General features: G+C 68.4%; 21 protein-coding genes. 11 read left to right on the top strand and 10 right to left on the bottom strand.

The window, feature by feature from the left end; genetic code table 11:
* Positions 1-103 precede the first annotated feature (103 nt).
* From N5C88_RS24180 to N5C88_RS24190, 3 genes are all read right to left on the bottom strand, one after another.
* Positions 104-442 carry a P-II family nitrogen regulator gene (locus N5C88_RS24180; RefSeq protein ID WP_013393295.1) on the bottom strand — a complete coding sequence of 113 codons (339 nt, stop codon included), beginning with the start codon at positions 440-442 and terminating at the stop codon, positions 104-106.
* Positions 443-568: 126 nt separating this feature from the next.
* Positions 569-2,626: an NAD(+) synthase gene (locus N5C88_RS24185; RefSeq protein ID WP_280016390.1), complete on the bottom strand. Its 2,058-nt coding sequence runs from the start codon at positions 2,624-2,626 to the stop codon at positions 569-571.
* Between the two features lie 90 nt (positions 2,627-2,716).
* Complete coding sequence (locus tag N5C88_RS24190; protein ID WP_118934652.1) at positions 2,717-4,066, bottom strand: mechanosensitive ion channel domain-containing protein; 1,350 nt, start codon at positions 4,064-4,066, stop codon at positions 2,717-2,719.
* Between the two features lie 136 nt (positions 4,067-4,202).
* Between N5C88_RS24190 and argH the strand changes: the two genes are divergently transcribed.
* Entirely contained in the window at positions 4,203-5,621 is a 1,419-nt protein-coding gene (gene argH, locus N5C88_RS24195; protein WP_280016392.1) for an argininosuccinate lyase, read from the top strand.
* 84 nt (positions 5,622-5,705) lie between these two features.
* Here argH and N5C88_RS24200 read toward each other — a convergent pair whose 3' ends face one another.
* Positions 5,706-6,074, bottom strand: a complete 369-nt coding sequence (locus N5C88_RS24200) for a type II toxin-antitoxin system HicB family antitoxin (RefSeq protein ID WP_280016393.1) — start codon at positions 6,072-6,074, stop codon at positions 5,706-5,708.
* Entirely contained in the window at positions 5,996-6,904 is a 909-nt protein-coding gene (locus N5C88_RS24205; protein ID WP_280016394.1) for a LysR family transcriptional regulator, read from the bottom strand. Before N5C88_RS24205 ends, N5C88_RS24200 begins: the two co-directional genes overlap by 79 nt.
* 108 nt (positions 6,905-7,012) lie before the next feature.
* On the opposite strand from N5C88_RS24205, the gene N5C88_RS24210 reads away from it, so the two are divergent.
* The gene (locus N5C88_RS24210) at positions 7,013-8,206 is read left to right on the top strand and encodes an MFS transporter (RefSeq protein ID WP_280016395.1); all 1,194 of its coding nucleotides are present in this window, start codon (positions 7,013-7,015) and stop codon (positions 8,204-8,206) included.
* A gap of 85 nt (positions 8,207-8,291) precedes the next feature.
* Here the strand turns inward: N5C88_RS24210 and N5C88_RS24215 are convergent, their stop codons facing one another.
* Positions 8,292-9,101 carry a helix-turn-helix transcriptional regulator gene (locus N5C88_RS24215; protein WP_118934660.1) on the bottom strand — a complete coding sequence of 270 codons (810 nt, stop codon included), beginning with the start codon at positions 9,099-9,101 and terminating at the stop codon, positions 8,292-8,294.
* A gap of 148 nt (positions 9,102-9,249) precedes the next feature.
* On the opposite strand from N5C88_RS24215, the gene N5C88_RS24220 reads away from it, so the two are divergent.
* The 8 genes from N5C88_RS24220 to N5C88_RS24255 are packed head-to-tail and all read left to right on the top strand — an operon-like array spanning position 9,250 to position 17,495.
* The gene (locus N5C88_RS24220; protein WP_280016396.1) at positions 9,250-10,950 is read left to right on the top strand and encodes an FAD-dependent oxidoreductase; all 1,701 of its coding nucleotides are present in this window, start codon (positions 9,250-9,252) and stop codon (positions 10,948-10,950) included.
* The gene (locus N5C88_RS24225; protein WP_280016397.1) at positions 10,925-11,131 is read left to right on the top strand and encodes a DUF2783 domain-containing protein; all 207 of its coding nucleotides are present in this window, start codon (positions 10,925-10,927) and stop codon (positions 11,129-11,131) included. Before N5C88_RS24220 ends, N5C88_RS24225 begins: the two co-directional genes overlap by 26 nt.
* Positions 11,128-11,730, top strand: a complete 603-nt coding sequence (locus N5C88_RS24230) for a VOC family protein (protein ID WP_280016398.1) — start codon at positions 11,128-11,130, stop codon at positions 11,728-11,730. Before N5C88_RS24225 ends, N5C88_RS24230 begins: the two co-directional genes overlap by 4 nt.
* Before the next feature lie 32 nt (positions 11,731-11,762).
* The gene (locus N5C88_RS24235) at positions 11,763-12,722 is read left to right on the top strand and encodes an MBL fold metallo-hydrolase (RefSeq protein WP_059374304.1); all 960 of its coding nucleotides are present in this window, start codon (positions 11,763-11,765) and stop codon (positions 12,720-12,722) included.
* Between the two features lie 57 nt (positions 12,723-12,779).
* Entirely contained in the window at positions 12,780-13,814 is a 1,035-nt protein-coding gene (locus N5C88_RS24240; protein ID WP_059374303.1) for a fumarylacetoacetate hydrolase family protein, read from the top strand.
* Positions 13,815-13,826: 12 nt separating this feature from the next.
* Positions 13,827-14,495, top strand: coding sequence for a maleylacetoacetate isomerase (gene maiA, locus N5C88_RS24245; RefSeq protein ID WP_280016399.1), 669 nt, complete (start codon positions 13,827-13,829; stop codon positions 14,493-14,495).
* Positions 14,496-14,550: 55 nt separating this feature from the next.
* Positions 14,551-15,903 (top strand): MFS transporter, encoded by a 1,353-nt coding sequence (locus N5C88_RS24250; protein ID WP_187524041.1) that lies wholly within the window; start codon positions 14,551-14,553, stop codon positions 15,901-15,903.
* A gap of 38 nt (positions 15,904-15,941) precedes the next feature.
* Complete coding sequence (locus N5C88_RS24255; RefSeq protein ID WP_280016400.1) at positions 15,942-17,495, top strand: fumarate hydratase; 1,554 nt, start codon at positions 15,942-15,944, stop codon at positions 17,493-17,495.
* 62 nt (positions 17,496-17,557) lie between these two features.
* On the opposite strand, the gene N5C88_RS24260 is transcribed toward N5C88_RS24255, so the two are convergent.
* On the bottom strand, positions 17,558-18,376 hold the full coding sequence (locus N5C88_RS24260) for a tRNA U-34 5-methylaminomethyl-2-thiouridine biosynthesis protein (RefSeq protein ID WP_280016401.1): 819 nt from the start codon (positions 18,374-18,376) through the stop codon (positions 17,558-17,560).
* Positions 18,377-18,395: 19 nt separating this feature from the next.
* Complete coding sequence (gene cnbCb, locus N5C88_RS24265) at positions 18,396-19,322, bottom strand: 2-aminophenol 1,6-dioxygenase subunit beta (protein ID WP_059374299.1); 927 nt, start codon at positions 19,320-19,322, stop codon at positions 18,396-18,398.
* A 432-nt stretch (positions 19,323-19,754) separates the two neighbouring features.
* Here cnbCb and N5C88_RS24270 point away from each other — a divergent pair, with 432 nt between their 5' ends.
* Entirely contained in the window at positions 19,755-21,758 is a 2,004-nt protein-coding gene (locus N5C88_RS24270) for a PEP/pyruvate-binding domain-containing protein (RefSeq protein WP_280016402.1), read from the top strand.
* Positions 21,759-21,818: 60 nt separating this feature from the next.
* Here N5C88_RS24270 and lpdA read toward each other — a convergent pair whose 3' ends face one another.
* Positions 21,819-23,222: a dihydrolipoyl dehydrogenase gene (gene lpdA / locus N5C88_RS24275; protein WP_118934635.1), complete on the bottom strand. Its 1,404-nt coding sequence runs from the start codon at positions 23,220-23,222 to the stop codon at positions 21,819-21,821.
* A 2-nt stretch (positions 23,223-23,224) separates the two neighbouring features.
* The coding region (locus N5C88_RS24280; RefSeq protein ID WP_280016403.1) for a dihydrolipoamide acetyltransferase family protein at positions 23,225-24,086 on the bottom strand (862 nt) is incomplete at its 5' end.

A 24,086-nucleotide genomic window follows, 5' to 3' on the forward strand; every position in this document is an offset into this window, starting at 1 on the left:
TGCGGGCTTGGTGCGGCAGGATCCTCGCCGCGCCAAGCCCGCAACATCTTGTCGCGGTCTCGCGGCCGCCGGCGGATCCGGCCAGCCGCAAGTCCCGTGGAACTTATAGCGCCTCTTCGTCGCTCTCGCCCGTGCGGATGCGGATGGCCTGTTCGACCGGAGTGACAAAGATCTTGCCGTCGCCGATCTTGCCGGTGCGGGCAGCCTTGACCACAGCCTCGATGGCGGCTTCGACCTGGCTGTCGGGCAGCACCACTTCCACGCGGATCTTGGGCAGGAAGTCCACCACGTACTCGGCGCCGCGGTAAAGCTCGGTATGGCCTTTCTGGCGGCCAAAACCCTTGACTTCGGTAACGGTCAGGCCGCTGACGCCGACTTCGGCCAGCGCTTCGCGGACTTCGTCGAGCTTGAAGGGTTTGATGATGGCGGTGACTTGTTTCACGTTGGTCGTCCTGGGTTTTGATCTGTTGCGGCGCCCTGGCTAGGTATGGCTGCAGGGCGCATCGGATAAGAGAATACCACCCGCGGGGACCCGGACGCCGGGTCCCCCTTGGGCGGGAAATCCCGGTCAGGCCTCGTCGGGAATGCGTTCGGCGTCGCGCATCCACACCGCCGACTCGGAGTCGCTGGGCGCGCGCCAGTCGCCGCGCGGCGACAGCGAACCGCCGGAGCCGACCTTGGGCGCGTTGGGCACGCAGGTGCGCTTGAACTGGCTGAGGCGGAAGAAACGGTCCAGGAAAATCTTAAGGTTGCGCTTGATGGCCGTCAGATCGTACTGGTTGCGGGCCACGTGGCCGCCCTCGGGCCAGGCGCCGGCCTCGCGGTCGCGCCAGGCCGCCAGCGCCAGAAACGCCACCTTGGTCGGCGCAAAGCCGTAGCGCAGCGTGTAGTACAGGTTGAAGTCCTGCAGTTCGTAGGGGCCGATGGAGTCTTCGCTCTTTTGCACCGGCTTGTCGTCGGCTCCGCCCGGCACCAGTTCGGGACTGACGTCGGTGCCCAGCACGTCCAGCAGCACCTGCGCCCCCTCCTCGCCCAGGCGGCCGGATTCGGCGACCCAGCGCACCAGGTGGGTGATGAGCGTCTTGGGTACGCTGGCGTTGACGCTGTAGTGCGACATGTGGTCGCCCACGCCGTAGGTGCACCAGCCCAGGGCCAGCTCGCTCAGGTCGCCTGTGCCGATGACGATGGCGTTGTTGAAATTCGCGATGCGGAACAGGTGGTTGGTGCGTTCGCCGGCCTGCACGTTCTCGAAGGTGATGTCATAGACCGGCTTGCCGTCGGCATAAGGATGGCCCAGGTCCTTGAGCATCTGCAGGCAGCTGGGCCGGATGTCGATCTCGGAAGCCGTGCACCCCACCACCTCCATCAGCTTGCGCGCCTGCTGCAGCGTGCGCGAGCTGGTGGCAAAGCCCGGCATGGTGACGGCCAGGATATTGGCGCGCGGCAGGTCCAGCGCGTCCATGGCCTTGGCGCAGACCAGCAGCGCATGGGTGGAATCCAGCCCGCCGGAAATGCCGATGACGACCTTGGACATGCGGCTGGCCGACAGGCGCTGGACCAGGGCCTGCACCTGGATGCTGTAGACCTCCTTGCAGCGGGCATCGCGGCGCTGCGGGTCGGCCGGCACATAGGGAAAGCGCGCCACGCGCCGCTCCAGCGGCAGCTCGGCGTCTTCCAGCGGCGGATTCACGGGCACCGCCACACTGCGGAATTTGCGGACTTCGTCCTGATGGCGGCGCACGGACTGGCCGAAGGTGGTCTGGCGCATGCGTTCGCGCGACAGGCGTTCGAGGTCCACGTCCGCGAACAGCAGATGGGAATGACCGAGGAAACGTTCGGATTCGCCCAGCAGTTCGCCGTTTTCGTAGATCAGCGCCTGGCCGTCCCAGGCCATGTCGGTGGAGGACTCGCCCCGCCCGGCGGAGGTGTACATGTAGGCCGACAGGCAGCGCGCCGACTGCTGCGCCACCAGTTGGTGGCGATATTCGGACTTGCCGACCACGATATTGGAGGCCGACAGGTTCACCAACACGGTGGCGCCCGCCAGCGCGGCGTAGGAAGACGGCGGGATCGGCACCCAGACGTCTTCGCAGATTTCGACGTGGAACTGGAACAGCGGCAGCTTTTCCATCTGGAAGACCAGCTCGGAGCCGAACGGCACGGTCTGCCCCAGCAGGCTGATCTCGGACACGGCTGCGCAATCCCCGGCGCTGAACTGGCGCGCTTCGTAGAATTCGCCGTAGTTGGGCAGGTAGCTCTTGGGCACCACGCCCAGCACGCGGCCGCCGGCGGCGACCACGGCGCAATTGAACAGCTGGTGGGCCACGCGCAGCGGCGCGCCGACCACGACGGCGATGTCCATTTCCGCGGTTGCCACCACCACCTGGGCCAGCGCGGCCTCGCATTCGTCCAGCAAGGCCTTCTGGTGGAACAGGTCGTCGCAGGTATAGGCGGACAGGCCCAGCTCGGGAAACGCCGCCAGCACCGCGCCGCCCTGGGCGGCCTGCTGCGCCAGCGCGATGGTCTGGGCGGCATTGAACGCGGGGTCCGCGACCTTGCATTCGGGCACGCCGACGGCCACCCGGGCAAAGCCGTGGGAATACAGGTTGAAGAACGGGTTCGACATCGGGTCTATCGCCTGGGATTTCAACGCCTGGATTATCTCACGGGGCCACCCGCCGGCCCCGCCCCGGCGCCTTGCCGCGCCCGCTGTCCGCTAGCGCGGCATCTTCTCGTCGGTCAGTCCGCGTTCCGACGGCGCGGCCAGGCCCGGACGGCCGCCTTCACCGGCCAGCGCAGCCTGCAAGGCGCCTTCGCGCAGGTGGACGCCCATCGCGCCGATGTCGGCGCCGGACGGCTGCTGGTACAGGCGCAGGCCCAGTTCGGGCAGGATGGCCAGCAGATGGTCGAAGATGTCGCCCTGGATGCGCTCGTACTCGACCCAGGCGGTGACGGCGGTAAAGCAATAGACCTCGACCGGGATGCCCTCGGAGGTGGGCTCCATCATGCGCACCATCATCGCCATGTCCTGGCGGACCTCGGGATTCTGCTTCAGGTAGGCCAGCGCATAGGCGCGCAAGGTGCCGATATTGGTCAGGCGGCGGCGGTTGGCCGGCACGCTGGCCAGTTCGCCCATGGTCTGGTTGGCCTGGGCGATATCGTGGGTCTTGGCCTGCAGGTAGTCGTGCAAGAGGCGAAAACGCATCAGCCGCTGCGCCTCGTCGTCGGTCAGGAAGCGCACGCTGGCCGAGTCGATGCGGACGGTGCGCTTGATGCGCCGTCCGCCCGATTCGAACATGTGGCGGTAGTTGCGGTAGCTCTCCGAGAACAGCTTGTAGGTGGGCACCGTGGTGACGGTGTTGTCCCAGTTCTGCACCTTGACCGTATGCAGCGCGATATCCTTGACGAAGCCGTCGGCGTTGGACTGCGGCATTTCGATCCAGTCGCCGATGCGCAGCATGTCGTTGCTGGTCAGCTGGGTGCTGGCCACCAGCGACAGCAGCGTGTCCTTGAACACCAGCAGCAGCACGGCGGACAGCGCGCCCAGGCCGGAAATCATCCAGAGCGGCGAGCGGTCGATCAGGATGGAAAGCACCAAAACGGTGCATACCGCCATCAGGATCAGCTTGCCGATCTGGATATAGCCCTTGATGGAGCGGGTCTGCGCCCGGGTGGTGGCGGAATAGGTATCCTGCCAGGCGCTCAGCACCCCGGAAAACGCCATGAACACGCAGATCCAGGCACCGGCATGCGCCAGCCGCCCGACGATGGTCACCGCCCGCTCGACATGCGGCACCAGGTCTATACCCAGCGACACCACCGCGAACGGCACCGCATACCAGAGGTTCTGGTAGGCGCGGCGGCGTTGCAGGGCCTTATCCCAGTCGCCGCGGCCGCTCAGCACCAGCACGCGGTGCGCCAGCAGCAGCACGACCCGCGCCACCACCCACTGCACGAACAACGCGGCCAGGATCAGCGCGCCGATCCCGATCAGGGTCTGCGCCCAGGCTTCGCGCGGCAGATGGGTATCCAATTGGGTGACCAGTTCTTCCCATTCCAGGGGCATAGACTCTCTTCCTGCTCTAAGGTCTTGAAACTAATCCAGGATTATCCGACAAAGGCCAGGCCCGAGGGTTCGCCCCCGCGGAACCTGCGGTCGGCGCCGCCGGCCTTGCGCGCCAGGCCCTATAATTCCGACCATCATGGCAAACACTCCCTCCCCCGATCAAAACCAGTTCGCCAACAAGGCGCAGGCCTGGTCCGCCCGGTTCTCGGAACCGGTTTCCGAACTCGTCAAGCGCTATACGGCGTCCGTGGATTTCGACAAGCGCCTGGCGCGCTACGACATTCAAGGTTCGCTCGCGCACGCGGACATGCTGGCCGCCCAGGGCATCATCGGCGCCCAGGACCTGGCCGACATCCAGCGCGGCATGACGCAGATCATGTCCGAAATCGACGCCGGCAGCTTCCAATGGCTGCTCGACCTCGAAGACGTGCACCTGAACATTGAAAAGCGCCTGGTGGAACTGGTGGGCGACGCGGGCAAGCGCCTGCACACCGGCCGTTCGCGCAACGACCAGGTCGCCACCGACATCCGCCTGTGGCTGCGCGCCGAAATCGACAACCTGCTGGACCTGCTGCGCCAGCTGCGCCACGCCCTGGCCACGGTGGCGCTGGACAACGCCGGCACCATCATGCCCGGCTTCACGCACCTGCAGGTCGCCCAGCCCGTCACCTTCGGCCATCACCTGCTGGCCTATGCCGAAATGTTCGGCCGCGACGCCGAGCGCCTGGCCGACTGCCGCCGCCGCGTGAACCGCCTGCCGCTGGGCGCCGCCGCCCTGGCCGGCACGTCCTACCCGATCGACCGCGAGCGCGTCGCCAAGACCCTGGGCTTTGACGGCGTGTGCCGCAATTCGCTGGACGCCGTGTCCGACCGCGACTTCGCCATCGAATTCTGCGCCGCCGGCGCGCTGATCATGACGCACGTCTCGCGCCTGTCCGAAGAGCTGGTGCTCTGGATGAGCCCGCGCGTGGGCTTCATCGACCTGGCCGACCGCTTCTGCACCGGCAGCTCGATCATGCCGCAGAAAAAGAACCCCGACGTGCCCGAGCTGGCCCGCGGCAAGACCGGCCGCGTCAACGGCCACCTGGTCGCCCTGCTGACCCTGATGAAGGGCCAGCCCCTGGCCTACAACAAGGACAATCAGGAAGACAAGGAAGGCCTGTTCGACACCGTCGACACCGTGCGCGACACGCTGACGATCTTCGCGGACATGGCCGGCGGCATCAAGGTCAAGGCCGACAACATGCGCGCCGCCGCCCTGCAGGGCTTCGCCACCGCCACCGACCTGGCCGACTACCTGGTCAAGCGCGGCGTGCCGTTCCGCGACGCCCACGAAGTCGTGGCCCACGCCGTGCGCGACTGCGAACAGCGCGGCTGCGACCTGGCCGACCTGTCGCTGGACGAACTCAAGGCCTACCACGCCAGCATCGGCGACGACGTGCACCAGGTCCTGACCCTGGAAGGCTCGGTCGCGGCCCGCAAGCACGTGGGCGGTACCGCCCCGGAGCGCGTGGCCGAGGAAGCCCGGCGCGTGCTGCAGGAAACGGCGGAGTAAGGCTCGCTTTTCTGCTGCAACACTATCGGCCCCGTTATTGGGGCCGATTTTTATTGGGCCCCGAGATCTGCTGGCCTGCCAGCGTCAGGCGATCGATGCGTCCACCTTTCGTACTCCCTGAAGAATCATTTCGTTCGACAGGAAGACCTTGCTGGTGACCAAGGCAGGCAAGGTTACCGATGCCTGGCCCTTGGCGGGCTTGGAGGGCATGGGGATGGGGCGGCGCGCCTCGAAGTAGATCTCCAGCGCAGCTTCGAGCGCCTCTTCGGCGTTGATCGCCGCTTCATCGACGTCCTGCCCTACGGTCAACGCTTCTGGAATATCAGGAAACTGGACTAGCCACGTATCGTTGGTGTCGCGAGTGCGGCCGCCCGCTACACGATACTGAGCGACTCCCCCAGCATCTCCACCACCGCATCCACCTTGGGCAACAACTGCTTGCCCAGCGGCCACGCCAGGTACAGCGGCAGGCCTTCGGTGGCCAATTGCGGCAGCACTTCGACCACCCGCCCATCGCGCAAGGCGTCGGCCGCCAGCCAGGTCGCCAGTTGCGCGATGCCGAAGCCGGCGGCGACGGCGTCGACCTGGGCTTCGGCGCTGTCAAGCAGCATCACGCCGTCGATCGGCCGCAGGCTGGCGGGTCCGGCGTCCTGCGCGATGCGCCACACCGGCGGCTCCCCGTCCGCGCGGCCGTAGGCCACCGCGTCATGCTGCGCCAGGTCGTCGGCGGTGAGCGGCGTGCCGCGTTGCGCCAGGTATTGCGGCGAAGCGCAGAAAATCACGCGCTCCGAACCCAGGTAACGATGGCCCAGGCCGGGCGCCCACTGCTGCGGCCCGCCGATGCGCACGGCCACGTCTATGCCTTCGGCGGCCAGATCCACATGACGGTCCGTGAACGACACTTGCGCCCGCAACAACGGATGGCGCTTGGCGAACTGCAACAGCAGCGGCAGCGCGACCCTGCGGCCGAAGGTCGCGGGCAGGTCCAGGCGCAGGCGGCCGGCCGGTTCCTGGCGCTGCGCCGCCAGCACCGCTTCGGCGTCCTGCAATTCGGCCAGTACGCGCACGCAGGTGCGGTAGTAGGCGCTGCCCGCATCCGTCAGCGCCAGGCGGCGGGTGCTGCGTTCGAACAGGCGGGTGCGCAGGCGGGCTTCCAGCCGCGCGACGCTCTTGCCCACCGCCGACGCGGTGAGGTGGAGCCGGTCAGCGGCGGCGGTGAAGCTGCCCGCGTCCGCGGTGGTGACGAAAGCTTCGATGCCTTTCAGGCGTTCGGACGGGATCATGGCGGCGATTATTAAGGAATCAGATTCCTTAATTCAAGGAATAAATACCTGAGATAAGAAATTCTATCTCCAATATCGTTCAAGGCCGTCTTGCTCTTGAACCCATCCATGCTCGAAACCTCCCTGGCATCGCCATCTGCCCCCGCCCGCTCCGCCACGCTTTCCATCGCCATCCTCGCCGTCGCGGCCTTCGTCATCGTTTCCACGGAGTTCCTGATCGTGGGACTGCTGCCCGAACTGGCCCGCGACCTGTCCATCTCCGTATCCGCTGCGGGCCAGCTTGTAACCCTGTTCGCATTCACCGTGATGCTGTCGGGGCCCTTGCTGACGGCGGCGCTATCGCACGTGGAGCGCAAGCGCCTGTTCGTCGCGATCCTGCTGGTCTTCGCCGCCGCCAATGCGCTGGCCGCTGCCGCGCCCAACATCTGGGTGCTGGCAGTGGCGCGCTTCATACCCGCGCTGGCCCTGCCGGTGTTCTGGGGCACGGCCAGCGAAGCCGCGGCGCAACTGGCCGGCCCCCGCCGTGCCGGACAGGCGGTGGCGCGCGTCTACCTGGGCATTTCCGCCGCGCTGCTGTTCGGCATTCCGCTAGGCACCCTGGCGGCCGCGTCCATAGGCTGGCGCGGCAGTTTCTGGGGACTGGCAGCGCTGTCCCTGGCGCTGGCCGCCTTGATGTGGGCCTGCATGCCGACCTTGCCGCGCCCGCCGCGCGCGGGCCTGCGCGAGCAGGCGCGGATACTGCGCGACCCTCGCATGCTGGCCCACATCGCCCTGTCCGTCGCGGTGTTCACCGCGATGTTCACTGCCTACACCTATCTCGCCGATGTGCTGGAACGTATCGCCGGCGTGCCGCCGGCGCAGGTGGGTTGGTGGCTGATGGGGTTTGGCGCGGCGGGCCTGGCGGGCAACTGGCTGGGCGGACTGGCGGCCGACCGCAATCCGCTGGCCGCGACCCTGGCGTTCACCCTGCTGCTGGGCCTGGGCATGATGGCCGCCGTGCCGCTGGCGTCGACGCCAGCCGGGCTGCTGCCGGCGCTGGCTGCCTGGAGCATCGCCAACACGGCCCTGTATCCGGTGTGCCAGGTGCGCGTGATGCAGGTCGCGCCGCAAGCCCAGGCCATGGCGGGGACGCTGAACGTGTCGGCAGCCAATGCCGGCATTGGCGCCGGCGCCATGCTGGGCGGATGGGCGATCGCGCAATGGGGGCTGGGCAGCGTGGGCTATATCGCCGGGGCCGTGGCGCTGCTGGCGGCCCTGGCGGTTCCTGCCGTCGCCCGTCCGCGGCCATCCGTCAAGGTCTGATCCCGAATCGCACGAGCGGCCACCGGGCGCCCGGAGGCTGGAAACCCGGCAGCAGCAGCTGCAACCCCGAACGCAGGCGTGTTGCTCAGCGCCTGCCCGCCTCCGGCATACAGGCCGGCACGGCGCATGCGGCCGGCGCCTTGATCAGGAACTCCTTCAGGCTGGCCACGTTGTTCTTCTTGAAGATGCGGTTCTTGTAGGTGACCACGGTGGTGGGCGACAGGCCCAGCTCGCGCCCCACTTCCTTCGCGGTATGGCCCTGGCGCAGCAGGTCCGCCACCTGGATCTCGCGCAGCGACAGTCCGCTGCACCAGGACGGCGCGCGCGGCGCGTCCGCTTGCACGCGGCACAACTGGTGATGGCGCCGCGCCAGCGCGATCAGCAATGGCGCGCGCCCGCGCATCAGCTCGGCCACGTTCGGCGAATGGGCGTGCGAGAAATACAGGTTCAGGTAGCTGATGCCCTCGTCGCGGCAGCCGATGAGCGAAATCTTGCTGGCGAAGCCCGGACGTTCGAACAGCAGGCGGCGGTACTCGTCATCCGCGATGCGTTCGGGCGACGCGGTCTGGACGACCAGGTCGGGATGATGGCCGGGCCGGCAGGCCATGTCGCGCAGCAGGCCGTAATTGGGGTCGCGCCGGTAGAACTCGTTGTCCACGAATACGTTGGTGGTCCATTCGATCAGGGACTGGTTCAGCAGGCTGGCGGCCGACGAATACTGCACCGAGCCTTCCTGGCCGTAGAACACGTGCGACACGTGGTCGGCGGCCACGGTTTCGCGCAGTGCCAGCAGCAGCGCGGCATGGAACATCGGACCGCCCAGGTCCATGACGGCGGACTCGGCCCAACGGTCCGGCCCCCCGCCCGCGGGCATAGGGTTGTTTGTCTCTTCCATGGTGTCGTTTTCCCCCGCTTGCGCGTGTTTTCCCGATTCTAAGGTCATCCCCCGCCGCCGCGATGTCCTCTTCCGTGAGGACATGACGGGCCCGCGCTGCGCTCCTAGAGTGGGGCCTGCAACAAACCACATCGAACTAGGGAAAACGATGAAAGAGCTTCCCATCTATCCATACGTCAGGCCCGAGGAAATGGACCGCCCGCGCCGCGATCCGCATCCGGTGGCGGTCGTGGGGGCCGGATTGACCGGGCTGACGCTGGCGCTGGACCTGGTGCGGCGGGGCATCCCCGTAGTCGTGCTGGACGACGACAACACCGTCGGCGTGCGCGGCCTGGCCTCGCGCGGCATGGTCTGGGCGCAGCGCACGCTGGACATCTTCGACCGGCTCGGCATGGCCGGCGACGTGGTCGGCAAGGGCGTGCGCTGGAACGTGGGCCGCGTGCTGTGCCGCGACATGGCGGTGGCGTCCTTCACGCTGCAGGACCAGCCCGACATGCGCCACAACGGCTTCGTCAACCTGCAGCAGTACTACCTGGAAGCCTTCCTGGTGGACGCGCTGATGCGCGAGCCGCTGGCCGAGCTGCGCTGGCTGAACCGCGTCGCCGGCATCGAACCGCAAGCGGACGGCCCGGCGACGCTGCAGGTGGAGACGCCCGATGGCCCCTACCCGTGCCGCGCGCAATGGGTCGTCGCCTGCGACGGCGCCAAGAGCGCGGTGCGCGGCATGCTGGGCCTCAGCCCGCGGGTGTACGACCAGACCGAGGACCGCTGGATCATCATCGACATCGTGCTGCGCGACACCACCTGGCCGGAGGAACGCTGGACCTGGCTGGACGCGCGCAGCAACCATGGCCGCGCGGTCTGGCGCCACAAGATGGCCGACGATACCTGGCGGCTGGATTTCCAGCTGCGCGCGGACGAAGACCCGGCCGAGGCGGCCACCGACGCGGCCATGCGCCAGCGCGTCTGGGACCTGCTGGGCGAACGCGTGGAATTCGACATCGCCTGGCACGGCGTCTGGGCCTACCGCCATGAATGCCTGGACAGTCTGCGCCACGGCCGCGTGCTGTTCGCGGGCGACTCGGCCCACCTGGTCGCGCCGTTCGGTGCGCGCGGCGGCAACGGCGGCATCCAGGACGCCGACAACCTGGGCTGGAAGCTGGCCCTGCTGCTGCAATGCCGCGCGGGCGACTCACTGCTGGACACCTACAGCGTGGAGCGCAAGCACGCGGCGATGGAGAACATCCGCCAGGCGCGCCGTTCCTCGCGCTTCGTCTACCCGGGCGCGGCCCGCTCGGCCGCGCTGTGGCGCGACGCCATCATCGACCTGGCGCCGCGCCACGCCACCGCCGCCCGCATGATCAACACCGGCCGCCTGTGCATGCCGGCCGTCTATCCGGCGTCGGCGTTGGCGCGGGGCGCGCACGCCCTGGCCGGGCGCGCGCTGCCCAACGTGGTGCTGCGGCAAAGCGACGGCCTGACCCTGCATGGGCTGCTCGGCCCCTGGTTCACCGTGCTGGTGTTCGGCGATGCCCTGCCCGCCGGCGCGGAGGACGACGACGGCCTGCTGCGCTGGATCGCCGTCGGTCCGCTTTGCGATGAGCGCGGACGCGCCGCCCTGGCGCACCAGCTCGGCCAGACGCTGGACGGCCAGGCCTGGCTGCTGCGCCCCGACCAGCATGTCATGGCCGCGGCCACGCCCGAGACGCGCGATCCCGAGGCCGTGCAGGCCTGGATCAACGCGGCGCTGGATGCCCCCGGCGCCTGTCCCGAACCCCTGCCCGAGGCCCGCGGCCTCTACCGCTCAACCGGAGGCGCCAGCCATGCCGCTATCCCAGCAACAGCTTGACGACCTGCTCGAGCGCCTTATCGCGCTGACCAACGTGCCCGACCCCGCGGCCCAGCGCGACAGCCTGGCCCGGCTGTCGCTGCTGCTCATCGAAGCCGTGGACGACGCGGCCCGGGTGCAGGCGGCGGTCGACGAGATGCTGGCGATCCAGCCCGGCTCGCCCGCCTTGAACATTCCATGAACCACGGAGACGGCGCCATGACGCTGCAACACCCCCCCGCCTGCCCCGCCATCCAGGGCCTGCATCACTTCGCCTGGCGCTGCCGCGACGCGGAGGAAACCCGGCATTTCTACGAAGACATCCTCGGCCTGCCGCTGGTGCACGTGGTCAAGGAAGAACGCGTGCCCTCCACCGGCGAACACTGTCCCTTCGTGCACCTGTTCTTCGAATTCGCCGACGGCTCCCACATCGCCTTCTTCGACCTGGGCGACAACGGACTGAGCCAGCCCGATCCCGCCACGCCGCGCTGGGTCAACCACTTCGCCATGGAAATCGGCGGCGAAGCCGAGCTGGAACGGATGCGCCAGCGGCTGCTGTCCCACGGCGTCGAGGTGGTGGGGCCGACCGACCACCACTTCATCCGCTCGATCTATTTCTTCGACCCCAACGGCATCCGGCTCGAACTGACCCTGCGCCTGCCCGTGGACGACTACGTGGCTCGCAAACGCCGCAGCGCCCATGACGACCTGGCTGCCTGGACCCGCGACAAGGCCGCCGGGCTGATGCCCGGCGCCAGCGGCACCAGCAGCCAGCAGCGCGGCCAGGCCCACGCCAGCTGAAACGCCCACTTTCCATTCATCAAAGGAACACCATGAGCAAACCCTTCGCCTCCCAGGCCGACCTGGCGGAAAAGAAGATCTCCTTCGAGCGCCTGTCCGACAACGCCTACGCCTACGTGGCCGACGGCGACCCCAACTCGGGCGTGATCATCGGCGACGACAGCGTGATGGTGGTCGACGCGACCGCCACCCCGGCCATGGCGCAGGCGCTGATCCAAGCCATCCGCGGCGTCACCGACAAGCCCATCCGCCACGTGGCGCTGACGCACTACCACGCCGTGCGCGTGCTGGGCGCGTCCGCCTTCGTGGCCGAGGGCGCGGCCAACGTGTACGCCAGCCGCGGCACGCATGAGCTCATCGTCGAACGCGGCCAGGCCGACATGGACTCGGAGATCGGCCGCTTCCCGCGGCTGTTCCAGTCCGCCGAGACCATCCCCGGGCTGACCTGGCCCACCGTGGTGTTCGAGCGCGAGCTGACCGTGTTCCTGGGCAGCCTCGAAGTGCGCATGCTGCACCTGGGCGCCGGCCACACCCGGGGCGACTCCATCGTCTGGATTCCGTCGCAGGGCATCTGTTTCTCCGGCGACCTGGTGGAATTCAACGCGGGCGTGTACACGGGCGATGCCTACCTGTCGGACTGGCCCGCCACGCTGGACGCGTTGCAAGCGCTGCAACCGCGCCAGATGGTGCCGGGCCGCGGTCCCGCCCTGACCACGCCCGCCGCCTGCCGCGAGGCCATCGGCTACACGCGCAGCTGGGTCGAAACGCTGTACGGCTGCGCCCGCCAGGGCGTGGAGCAAGGCAAGAGCCTGAAGCAGGTCTATGAAGACACGCGCCGCGTCATGGACCCCGAGTTCGGCCACGTCGTCATCTACGAACACGCCATTCCCTTCGACGTTTCGCGCGCTTATGACGAGGCCAGCGGCATCGCCGATCCGCGCGTCTGGACCGCCCAGCGCGACCGCGACATGTGGGCGGAACTCACCGCCTGATCCCCGCACGACGAGGCCCCGCCGCGGGCCTGCCTTTCCGATACGGAGCACCTGAAGATGAAACTCGCCACCCTGACCAACGGCGCCCGCGACGGCGCCCTGGCCGTCGTCGACCGCAACCTGACCCGCATGCGCACCGTGCCGCACATCGCCGCCACCTTGCAGCAGGCGCTGGACGACTGGGCCCGCGCCGCGCCGCTGCTGCAGGCCGAATACGAAGCGCTGAACGCCCGCGAAGGCGCCAGCCAGCCCTTCGACCCCGCCCGCTGCGCCGCGCCCCTGCCGCGCGCCTACCAATGGCTGGACGCGTCGGCCTACCTGAACCACGTGGAATTGACGCGCCGCGCCCGCGGCGGCGAGATGCCGCCTTCGTTCCTGACCGATCCGCTGATGTACCAGGGCGCCTCGGATGACTTCATGGGCCCTTGCGAAGACATCACCGCCGCCAGCGAGGAACTGGGCGTGGACCTGGAGGCGGAGATCGTGGTCGTGACCGACGACGTGCCGCTGGGCGTGGACCCGGACGCGGCGCTCGAACACGTCGTGCTGCTGGGCCTGGTCAACGACGTGACCCTGCGCAACGTGGTGCTGCCCGAGCTGTCCAAGGGCTTCGGCTTCCTGCAGGGCAAGCCGGCCTCGGCGCTGTCGCCCGTGCTGGTCACACCCGACGAGCTCGCGCCCTACTGGCGCGGCGGCAAGCTGCACCGCGCCATGCAGGTGTGGCTAAACGGCCGGCAGATCGGCCAGCCCCAGGCGGGCGAGGAAATGCAATTCCATTTCGGCGAACTGATCGCGCACGCGGCCCGCACGCGCCGCCTGGGCGCCGGCACCCTGGTGGGCAGCGGCACCATTTCGAATGCCAGCGACGCCGCCGGCGTGTGCTGCCTGGTCGAGGCGCGCGTGCGGGAAAAGCTGCGCGACGGCGAAATGCGCACGCCCTTCCTCAAGCACGGCGACCGGGTGCGCATCGGCATGCGCGACGACGCGGGCGCAAGCCTGTTCGGCGACATCGACCAGCAGGTGCGCATTCCCGGCACGCGCCCAATGCCTGGCGCTGTATCGGCCGGTACGCCCGAAACTGCCGCCGCCTGACCGGAGACCGCCGTGGCCGATACGCCTGCCCTCACCCTGCACAGCTACTGGCGCAGTTCCGCGGCCTACCGGGTCCGCATCGCCCTGGCCTTGAAGGACCTGCCTTACCGGCAGGTCACCTGGCACATGGTCAAGGGCGAACACCAGCAGCCCGCCTACCGATCGCTGGCGCCCTTCGGCCTGGTACCCATGCTGGAAATCGACGGCCTGCGCCTGCAGCAGTCGCTGGCCATCATCGAGTACCTGGACGAGCGCCATCCCGGCGCGCCGCTGCTGCCGGCCGATCCGACGCTGCGTGCGCAGGCCCGCGCGCTGGCGCAGCTGATCGCCTGCGAAATGCATCCGCTCAACAACCTGCGCGCGCTCAAGCGCCTGCGCGCCCAGTTCGGCGCGGATGACGAACAGATCCAGGACTGGTACCGCCACTGGTGCGCCGAAGGCTTCCAGGCCTTCGAGGCGGCGCTGCCCGCGGCGCAGGACGGCCGCTACGCGCTGGGCGCCGCGCCCACCCTGGTCGAGTGCTACCTGATCCCGCAGGTCTACAACGCCTTGCGCTACGGCGCGGACCTGACGCCCTTCGAGCGGGTCCGCGCCATCGTCCAGGCCTGCGCCGCCCTGCCCGCGTTCGTAGCGGCCCGTCCGGAAAACCAACCCGACGCGCCGCAGAGCGCGGCGGCCTAGGCAACACCCCCGAATAAGAAGCTGAACCGCCGCATTCCCCCCCACGGAGACAATCATGCAGACAGAAATCCCCGCCGACGGCGCCGCCGTCGCAGCCCCCGGCCGGTCCGCGTCCGGCCCGCTGGTCAGCGCCGACGACCGCAAGGTGCTGGCCGCCACGCTGGTCGGCTCGGCCATCGAGTGGTACGACTATTTCATCTACGTCCAGGCGGCCGGCCTGGTGCTGGGCTCGCTGTTCTTCGCGCCTTTCGCCAAGGAGAACCCGGAACTGTCGCTGATCCTGTCGTTCGCGACCGTGGGCGTGGCCTTCCTGTTCCGGCCGCTGGGCGCCATCGTCTGCGGCCATCTGGGCGACCGCTACGGCCGCAAGCGGGTGCTGGCGGCCACGCTGATCCTGATGGGCGTGTCCACCGCGCTGATCGGCGTGCTGCCCACCTATGCGCAGATCGGCATCTGGGCGCCGGTGATGCTGGTGACGCTGCGCGTGCTGCAAGGCTTCTCCGCCGGCGGCGAATGGGGCGGCGCGGCCCTCATGGCGGTCGAGCACGCGCCGCGCGACCGGCGTTCGCTGTTCGGCGCCTTCCCCCAGATCGGCGTGCCGCTGGGCATGATCGTCGCCACCGGCGTGCTGTGGTGCATTACCTCGTTGGTCGGCCCCGACAACTTCATGGCCTGGGGCTGGCGGGTGTCCTTCCTGCTGTCCATCGCGCTCATCGTCGTCGGCGTCTTCATCCGCCGCGCGGTCGAGGAATCCCCCGTGTTCCTGGAGATGCAGTCGCGCCGCAGCCATTCCTCTGCGCCGCTGGGCACGCTGTTGCGCAAGCATCCGCGCCAGATCCTGCTGACCACGCTGATCTTCGTGGGCAACAGCACGGCCGGCTACCTGCTGGTCGGCTTCTTCATCAGCTACGGCAGCCGGGCGCTGCGCATGCCGCCGCAGCAGGTGCTGATGATCTGCACGCTGGCCGCGGCCTGCTGGCTGGGCACCACGCTGCTGGGCGGCTGGCTCGGCGACCGCATCGGCCGCGTGCGCACCTTCCAGCTCGGCTACGTGCTGCTGGCGCTGTGGGCGGTGCCGATGTGGTCCTTCGTCGACTCCGGCGACGTCATGCAATTCGCCTTCGCCCTGGCCGTGCTGTCGGTGCCGCTGGGCCTGACCTATGGCCCGCAGGCCGCGCTGTACGCCGAGATGTTCCCGGCCGACGTGCGCTACTCGGGCGTGTCGGCGGGCTACGCGCTGGGCTCCATCCTGGGCGGCGCCTTCGCCGCGATGATCGCGCAGTCCATCATCACCGCCACCGGACAGTCCTGGCATGTGGGTGTCTACGTCATCGCCATGGCCTTGGTGTCCTTCGTGGCCGTGAGCCTGGTCAAGGACCGGCCCGGCGTCACGCTGCACGCCGACTGAACTTGATCCTCTGCTGAAGCCACCTACCCACGCATGCCATGAGCACCTTCATCCACCAGGACGACCTGATCGAATCCATCGCCAGCGCGCTGCAGTACATCAGCCACTACCATCCGGCCGATTACATCGCGCACCTGGCCCGCGCCTACGAATGCGAGGCCAGCGCGCCGGCGCGCGACGCCATGGCGCAGATCCTGGCCAGCTCGCGCATGGCCGCCATCGGCCGCCGGCCGATCTGCCAGGACACCGGCATCGTCAACGTCTTCCTGGAAGTCGGCATGGACGTGCGCTGGGAGGGCTTTACCGCCAGCCTGGAAGACTCCGTCAACGCCGGCGTGCGGCGCGCCTACCTGGACCCGGACAATCCGTTGCGGGCCTCGGTGGTGGCCGACCCGCTGTTCGGCCGCGGCAACACCCGCGACAACACGCCCGCCGTCATCAGCACGCGCATCGTGCCGGGCGCCAGCGTGGCCGTCACGGTCGCGGCCAAGGGCGGCGGCTCGGAAAACAAGGCGCGGCTGGCCATGCTGAACCCGGCCGACAGCATCGTCGACTGGGTGCTGGCGCAGATACCCGCCATGGGCGCCGGCTGGTGTCCGCCCGGCATGCTGGGCATAGGCGTGGGCGGCACGGCCGAAAAGGCGGTGCTGCTGGCCAAGGAAAGCCTGATGCAGCCGCTGGACATGCATGAATTGCAGGCGCGGGCGCGGCGCGGCGACGCGCTGGCGCCCGAGGACGCGCTGCGGCTGGAACTGCACGAACGCATCAACGCGCTGGGCGTGGGCGCGCAGGGCCTGGGCGGCCTCACGACCGTGCTGGACGTGAAGATCAAGACCTACCCCACGCACGCCGCCGCCAAGCCCGTCGCGCTGATCCCCAATTGCGCGGCCACGCGCCATGCCCGCTTCGTGCTGGACGGTTCCGGCCCCGCGCACCTGGCCCCGCCGTCGCTGGACCTGTGGCCCGACCTGGGAGCCGCGCGCGGATCCAGCGCCGGCCGGCGCGTGAACCTGGACACGCTTACCCGCGAGGAAGTCGCATCCTGGCGCGCGGGCGAAACCCTGTTGCTCAACGGCCGCATGCTGACCGGACGCGATGCCGCGCACCAGCGCATCCGTGAAATGCTGGCGCGCGGCGAACCATTGCCGGCCGACTTCCGCGGCCGCGCCATCTACTACGTAGGGCCGGTGGACGCCGTGCGCGACGAAGCCGTCGGACCCGCCGGCCCCACCACGTCGACGCGCATGGACGGCTACACCGGCATGATGCTGGAGCGCACGGGACTGCTGGCGATGATAGGCAAGGCGGAGCGCGGTCCGCAGGCGGTCGAGGCGATCCGGCGCCACCGGGCGGCCTACCTGATCGCCGTGGGCGGCGCCGCCTATCTCGTGTCCCGCGCCATCCGCAGCGCACGCGTGGTCGCCTTCGAGGACCTGGGCATGGAAGCGATCCATGAGTTCGAAGTCCAGGACATGCCCGTGACCGTGGCGGTGGACGCCGAAGGCGGCAACCTGCATGTGTCGGGGCCGGCGCAGTGGCGCCGGACGGCGGGGGCCAGGGAAATACCGGTGGCGTTGACGGGGACTGCCTGACGACGAAGGTCGATGCCGTCCTGGTAGGGGCAGCCTGGATCCCACCGCGCCCCGGCGCGCCCTCAACCCACCTTGAATTCCACCACCGCCCCGCCGCTGCCATACAGCGGCGCATATTCCAGCACCTTGGCGCCGCGGAACTGCCCGCCCAACGCGCCCAGCAGCCAGGACATGTGCTTGAAGCCCATCTCCGCCTTGGCCTGCCCGGCGTACTCGGGCATGAGTTCACGCAGTTGTCCGGCATCGCCGCTTTCCAGCAACGCCAGCATGCGGCGGTTCCACTCGTCGTCGGCCGGCGAGATCACACAATCCGAGTCCGGCGCCACCGGCTCGCGGAACATGGTGTTGGACAGTCCGCCTATGCCGATGACCGCTGCCCGCTTGTTCTGGAGCGCGGCCGCCTGCACGGCGATGCGGCTGAGCTGCTCCGTCTGCGCATGGTCGTGGTAGAGGTTGTTGGCCGCCAGCGTCACCGGTAGCTGATCGGTGCCGAAGCCCATCAGCGTGCTGACCGTGATGGTGCCCGTGTCGATGGGAAAGTGGTCGTAGTCCACGCCGCGCGCATGGATGCCGGCATCGCGGCAGCCCTGCACACAGGCTTCGGCCAGAACCGTATCGCTGGCGATGTCGAAGGGCAGCTCGCCATACTCGTGCCAGTTCTCATCCACGTGCACGCCAGTGCTGCGCGCGCGGGTGATCCATAGCTGGTCCAGCACTGCCATCCACTGGGTCGAATACACCAGCACCACGTCGGGCCGGGAAGCCGCCAGCGACTTGCCGGCCGCGCGCAGCGCCTGGTTCAGCCGCCCCCAGGGCGCCACGTCGCTGCGCAATTGCGGCAGCGGGCTGCCGGGAACGAGAAATGCGGAAACGAGGGTCATGGCATGTGTCCTTCGAGGGCTAGGCGGTCGCACCGGCGGATGCTTCGAGGCGAGACAGCCCGGCCTCCTGAAGATTCCATTCCATCACCGCGTTACCGGTGCCGATCACGGTGCCGTAGCCGTGGAACTTGCCCGCCAGCTGCGGATAGCCCATGGCCGCGTGCATCCAGGTGAAGGCGCCGGATTTCACTTCAGCGAAGGCTTCGTCGATGAACTGCGGCAGCAGCTCGAACACCTCGCCCATCCTGCCCTTGCGCATCAGCTCGATCATGCGGATGTCCCACAGATAGCCGTCGTAGCGCGCCGGATGCTCCTTGGACATGTCCTCGGGCACCTCGGGCTGTTCATGAAAATGCCAGTGCGACAGCGTATTGCTGGCCAGCAGCACCGCGCGCCGCCCGCTCTTGCGTATGGCTTCGCGCGTGGCTCGGCCCAGCAGGTCCATTTCCTTGAGCCCCTCTTTGGTGTTGAGGTAGTACGGCGTGTTGTTCGCCGACAGCCCCACCACCGGAATGTCCCATTGCGGCCGCACCATGTGCAGCGTGGTGATGGTGCCGTAGTCCACCCTGAACTTCGGGTTGCGCATCATCTTGGTGACCAGGCCCAGCTTGCGGCCTTCCTCGCAGCAGGCTTCGGCCAGTTCTACGTCCACGTCCATGCCGAAGTCGTAGCGGAACAGGTCGGGAAAGATCGGGTCCACCGAGCGGCCCGCCAGGCGCGGCACGCCCAGGAAATGGTGGCCCACCTGCGTGATCCAGTGCGGCGAATGCACCAGCAGCACGTCGGGCCGCAGGCGTTCGATGCTCTCGCGCACATGATCGTAGGCCCAGCGCAAGGTTTCCCAGCCGCCGCGCGAGCGCGGCTCGTTCTGCGGCGGGTTCTCGCCGTACACCAGGTGCGGCGGATGGGGAGCCAGGAATCCGGAAAGAATTTCGCCGTCCTTCATTGCTTACTCCTTTGCGAGAGCAGTGGGAACCCGATGTCGACCGATGCTGCGAGGCCCATTATTTTGTACGTATACGTACTGGATTCGAGTATCGAGTCACTGCAGGCCGCTGTCAACGGGCGGCACGCCCTCAGCAGCTAGGGAATTTCCCGAGCAGGCGAAAAAAAAGAGCAGCGATAGCTGCTCCTTAAAAAAGACCTTGCGGAAAAACCGTCTCCATCCTCTCGTACGGAGATGGCCGGTTTCTCGCGGCGCCGGCGGGCGCGATCAAGCCTGGGCGGAATTAGACGCCATTCCTGGCCCCAGGCACATCACTGAAATTGGGTATTTTGCGCCTCGCAGCAACGTCAACGCATAGTTGGCCACATCCAGAAACAAACGCCGGCGGCACTCCGATATCATCGCGGCTCCCTGCGCCCCGCCCGCCCGTTCATGAGTCCATCTTCCTCCCGCCGCCTTTCGTCCCGCCACCTGACCCGCCTGATCGTCCTGGCCGCGCTGGGCGCGGCGGCGGCCAGCTTTGGCCCGCCCGTCCAGTCGCAAACCGCCCGCAAGCCTTCGCCCTATGAAAACTCGCGGCCGTTGACCGCCGACGAGCGCGCGGCGCAGCAGGCGGAAGACGCCAGGAAAACCGGCCCCGCCTTCCTGGGGAAAATCCAGACCCAGGCCGAATTCCAGCAGCTTGCCCGGGTCTACAACCCCGGCACGCCGTTGGAGATCCCCCACGTACTGTTCGTGATCGACCGGAAACAGGGCGGCAAGATCTACTACGTCAACACACCGCGCTACTCGCTGCACGAGAACTTCGCGCGTGAACGTCGCCTCTTGCCCGCCAACGACAAGGCCACGCTGATCGCACAGTACAAGGAGCCGCAGCGGCGCCTGCTGTTCGGCACGCTCAGTTGGCAGCGCGACCTGCCCGGCTACACCTATGAATTCTGGGAAGGCGACCGGCTCACCCCAGAGCTGTTGAAGCTGACCGAGGAAAAACTGCAGGCCAGCTTCTACGAACCCGTGCGCTTCAAGGCCAATTCCACGCTGCACGAACAGGTCGCGCAGAATTCTGGCCTGAAGCCCGTGACGCAGGAATCGCTGCTGCGCGAACAGACCTTCCTGCCGCTGAACACCGGCCAGGCGCAAGGCCGGCTGCGCATCGTGGCTTCGGTGGACGACACGCCGGACCTGGCGCCGACCGACATCCTGGTGCTGGACGAGGTTCCGGTGGCGCTGCCGCCCGTGGCCGGCCTGGTCACGCAGCGCCCCTCCACTCTGCTGTCCCACGTCAATCTGCTGGCAAAGGGCTGGCGCATTCCCAACGCCTATGTGCGCGATGCCGTCGCCGCACTGCGCGAGCACGACGGCCAATGGGTCGAGCTGACCGTCACCAGCAGCGGCTATCAGGTGCAACGCATCGCCAAGCCTGAAGCCCCGCCGCCCAGGGCTGCCCAGCCGCTGCCCAAGCCCGACCTGACGGTCAAGGCGATCAAGCCGCTCTCCGGCATGGTCACGCGCGACAGCCGCCATTGCGGCGTGAAGGCGGCCAACCTGGGCGCGCTGAAGTCCACGCTGCCGCCTGCGGCCACCGTGCCGGACGGCTTCTGCATCCCCTTCGCGCAGTACGCGGCCTTCATGGCGCAGCTGGGCGTGCCGCAGCGCATGGCCGCGCTGGAGCAGCGGGCGGACTTCACCGGCGACGCCAACGTGCGCCGCGCCGAACTGGCTGCGCTGCGCCAGGACATCATCCAGGCCCAACCGGATCCGGCCTTGGCCGCCGCCTGGCGCGAACGCTGGCAAAAGCAGTTGCAGGGCCGCGGCGTATTCGTGCGCAGCTCGTCCAATTCCGAGGACCTGCCGGGATTCAGCGGCGCGGGGCTCTACACCACCGTGCCCAACGTGACACAGGCCGACGCGCTGGCGCAAGCCGTGCAGACCGTGTGGGCCTCGGTCTACAACTACGAAGCGTACGAGGCCCGGCGCGCGGCCGGCATCGGCCAGGACGGCGTGGTGATGGCGGTGCTGGTGCAACAGGCGGCGGCATCGGACAGCTCGGGCGTCATGATCACCCGCGATCCCTTCGACGCCTCGCGCCGCTACGTCACCTACATCTCGGCCAAGCGCGGCCTGGGCATCAAGGTGGTGGAAGGCAAGCGGCAGGCCGAACAGCTGATGTACTCCAGCTGGTCCAAGGCGGTGCAGGTGCTGACCCGCTCCGCCGAAGACACCCAACTGGTGGCGGACGCCGCGGGCGGCGTGCGCGAAGTGCCGATCGAGGGCGCGCGCCAGGTGTTGAACGATGCCCTGGTGGCGCGCCTGGCTGCCGTGGGCAGCCAGGTCAAGCAGCGCCTGGGCGGCGCGGACCAGGATATCGAATGGGCCGTGCAGGGTGACGACATCCTGATCCTGCAGGCCCGGCCGTACATCGACGGCAGCCGGTAACGACCCGGCCGAAAGGCAAACCGGGCAAGGTCGCCGCGAACGGCGCCTTGCCCGCACTTCCTAGATGTGCAGCGCGTGGCCCAGCGCCTTGAGCGCCGCTTCCTGCACCGCTTCGCCCAGCGTCGGATGCGCGTGAATGGTGCCCGCCACGTCTTCCAGCGTGGCGCCCATTTCCAGCGACTGGCCGAAGGCCGTCGACAGCTCGGACACGCCGCGTCCCACTGCCTGCCAGCCCACGATCAGGTGGTTGTCGCGGCGCGCGACCACGCGCACGAAGCCGTCGGTGGATTCCAGCGTCATCGAGCGGCCGTTGGCGGCGAACGGGAAGGACGCCGTCAGGCAGTCCAGCCCCGCGCTTTCCGCCTCCGCGGGCGACAGGCCCGCCACCACGACCTCGGGGTCGGTGAAGCAGACCGCCGGGATGGAGGCAGGCTGGAAATGGCGGCGCTTGCCCGAAACCAGCTCGGCCACCATCTCGCCCTGCGCCATGGCGCGGTGCGCCAACATGGGTTCGCCAGCGATGTCGCCGATGGCCCAGACGTCGCGCATGGAGGTGCGGCACTGGTCGTCGATGCGCAGCGCGTTGCCCTTGCGGTCCAGCTGCAGGCTTTCCAGCCCCCAATCCTGCGTGCGCGGACGCCGTCCCACCGCGATCAGCACGCGGTCGGCCGGCAGCAGGGTTTCGACGCCCGCCGCGTCCTGCACGCGCACCGCATTGCCGGCGCCGTTCAGGCCCAGCACCTTGCGGCCCAGGTGCAGGTCCACGCCCATTTTGCCTAGCGCCGCCGCCACCGGCTTGGTAAGTTCGGCGTCGTAGGTCGGCAGGATGCGGTCCTGCGCTTCCACCACGGCCACTTCGGCGCCCAGCTTGCGGTACACGGTGCCGAGTTCCAGGCCGATGTAGCCGCCGCCCACCACCACCAATTGCCTGGGGATGCTGGCAGGCGACAAGGCTTCGGTGGACGACACCACCATGCCGCCGAAAGGCATGGACGGCAGCGGCGTCGGTTCGGAGCCCGCCGCCAGCAGCAGATGTTCGCACTGGATGCGGATGGCGCCGGACTCGCCGCCTTCCACTTCCACGGTCTTGCCGTCCAGCAACCGGGCCCAGCCGCGCACCACTTCCACGCCGTTCTTCTTCAGCAACGCGGCCACGCCGCCGGTCAGCTTGCCGACGATGCCGTCCTTCCAGGCCACGGTCTGGGCCAGGTCGATGGCGGGCGCCGACACGGAAATGCCCAGCGCCGACTTGCCCGCGTAGTGGCGCGCCTTGTCGAATTCCTCGGCCGCGTGGATCAGCGCCTTGGAGGGGATGCAGCCGATGTTCAGGCAGGTGCCGCCCAGCTGGGCGCCTTCGACCAGGATGGTCGGCACGCCCAGCTGGCCGGCGCGGATGGCGGCGACGTAGCCGCCGGGGCCGCCGCCGATCACCAGCAAAGTCGTAGTCTTAGTGATCTGGCTCATGCTTACTCCACGAAAAGCAGCGCGGGTTGTTCCAGCAGCGCGCGCACCGCCTGGATGAAGCGCGCCGCGTCCATGCCGTCCACCACGCGGTGGTCGAAGGACGACGACAGGTTCATCAGCTTGCGCGCCACCACGGCGCCATTGCGGATAGCGGGCCGCTCGACGATGCGGTTCACGCCCACGATGCCGACCTCGGGATGGTTGATCACCGGCGTGGTGACGATGCCGCCCAAAGGCCCCAGGCTGGTAATGGTGATGGTCGACCCCGACAGCTCGTCGCGGCTGGCGCTGCCCGTGCGCACCGCCTCGGCCAGGCGGACGATCTCGGCCGCCATGGACCAGAGGTCGCGCGCCTCGGCGTGGCGCATGACCGGCACCATCAGGCCGCCGTCGCTCTGCGTGGCGATGCCGATGTGGACCCCGCCGTAGCGCGTGACCACGCCGCCCTCGTCGTCGTAGCGCGCGTTGATCTGCGGAAAATCGCGCAGCGCCACCACCATGGCGCGCGCCAGCAGCGGCAATAGCGTGAGCTTGCCTCGCGTCGCGCCCCACTTCTGGTTGAGGCTGGCGCGCAACTCTTCCAGTTCGGTCACGTCGATTTCCTCGACGTAGCTGAAGTGCGGAATGCGGCGCTTGGATTCCGCCATCTTCTGCGCGATCTTGCGGCGCAGGCCGATGACCGGCACGTTTTCCTCGTCGTTGCGCTCGGCGTAGGCCACGCCGCCGCGGGCTTGGGTGCCCCCGCCCTGCCCTTGCAGGTAGGCGTCCAGGTCTTCGTGCAGGATGCGGCCGGCCGGGCCGCTGCCGTGCACGTAGCGCAGTTCGACGCCCAGGTCCCAGGCGCGCTTGCGCACCGCGGGCGAC

This window comes from Achromobacter sp. GD03932, assembly GCF_029839485.1.
In the GTDB taxonomy this organism is placed as follows: Bacteria; Pseudomonadota; Gammaproteobacteria; order Burkholderiales; family Burkholderiaceae_B; genus Achromobacter; species Achromobacter bronchisepticus_A.

Coding starts and splice junctions, on each gene's coding strand:
- N5C88_RS24185 (WP_280016390.1), bottom strand. CDS start 2,626: ATGTCGAACCCGTTCTTCAACCTGTATTCCCACGGCTTTGCCCGGGTG.
- N5C88_RS24190 (WP_118934652.1), bottom strand. CDS start 4,066: ATGCCCCTGGAATGGGAAGAACTGGTCACCCAATTGGATACCCATCTG.
- argH (WP_280016392.1), top strand. CDS start 4,203: ATGGCAAACACTCCCTCCCCCGATCAAAACCAGTTCGCCAACAAGGCG.
- N5C88_RS24205 (WP_280016394.1), bottom strand. CDS start 6,904: ATGATCCCGTCCGAACGCCTGAAAGGCATCGAAGCTTTCGTCACCACC.
- N5C88_RS24210 (WP_280016395.1), top strand. CDS start 7,013: ATGCTCGAAACCTCCCTGGCATCGCCATCTGCCCCCGCCCGCTCCGCC.
- N5C88_RS24215 (WP_118934660.1), bottom strand. CDS start 9,101: ATGGAAGAGACAAACAACCCTATGCCCGCGGGCGGGGGGCCGGACCGT.
- N5C88_RS24220 (WP_280016396.1), top strand. CDS start 9,250: ATGAAAGAGCTTCCCATCTATCCATACGTCAGGCCCGAGGAAATGGAC.
- N5C88_RS24225 (WP_280016397.1), top strand. CDS start 10,925: ATGCCGCTATCCCAGCAACAGCTTGACGACCTGCTCGAGCGCCTTATC.
- N5C88_RS24230 (WP_280016398.1), top strand. CDS start 11,128: ATGAACCACGGAGACGGCGCCATGACGCTGCAACACCCCCCCGCCTGC.
- N5C88_RS24235 (WP_059374304.1), top strand. CDS start 11,763: ATGAGCAAACCCTTCGCCTCCCAGGCCGACCTGGCGGAAAAGAAGATC.
- N5C88_RS24240 (WP_059374303.1), top strand. CDS start 12,780: ATGAAACTCGCCACCCTGACCAACGGCGCCCGCGACGGCGCCCTGGCC.
- N5C88_RS24250 (WP_187524041.1), top strand. CDS start 14,551: ATGCAGACAGAAATCCCCGCCGACGGCGCCGCCGTCGCAGCCCCCGGC.
- N5C88_RS24255 (WP_280016400.1), top strand. CDS start 15,942: ATGAGCACCTTCATCCACCAGGACGACCTGATCGAATCCATCGCCAGC.
- N5C88_RS24260 (WP_280016401.1), bottom strand. CDS start 18,376: ATGACCCTCGTTTCCGCATTTCTCGTTCCCGGCAGCCCGCTGCCGCAA.
- cnbCb (WP_059374299.1), bottom strand. CDS start 19,322: ATGAAGGACGGCGAAATTCTTTCCGGATTCCTGGCTCCCCATCCGCCG.
- N5C88_RS24270 (WP_280016402.1), top strand. CDS start 19,755: ATGAGTCCATCTTCCTCCCGCCGCCTTTCGTCCCGCCACCTGACCCGC.
- lpdA (WP_118934635.1), bottom strand. CDS start 23,222: ATGAGCCAGATCACTAAGACTACGACTTTGCTGGTGATCGGCGGCGGC.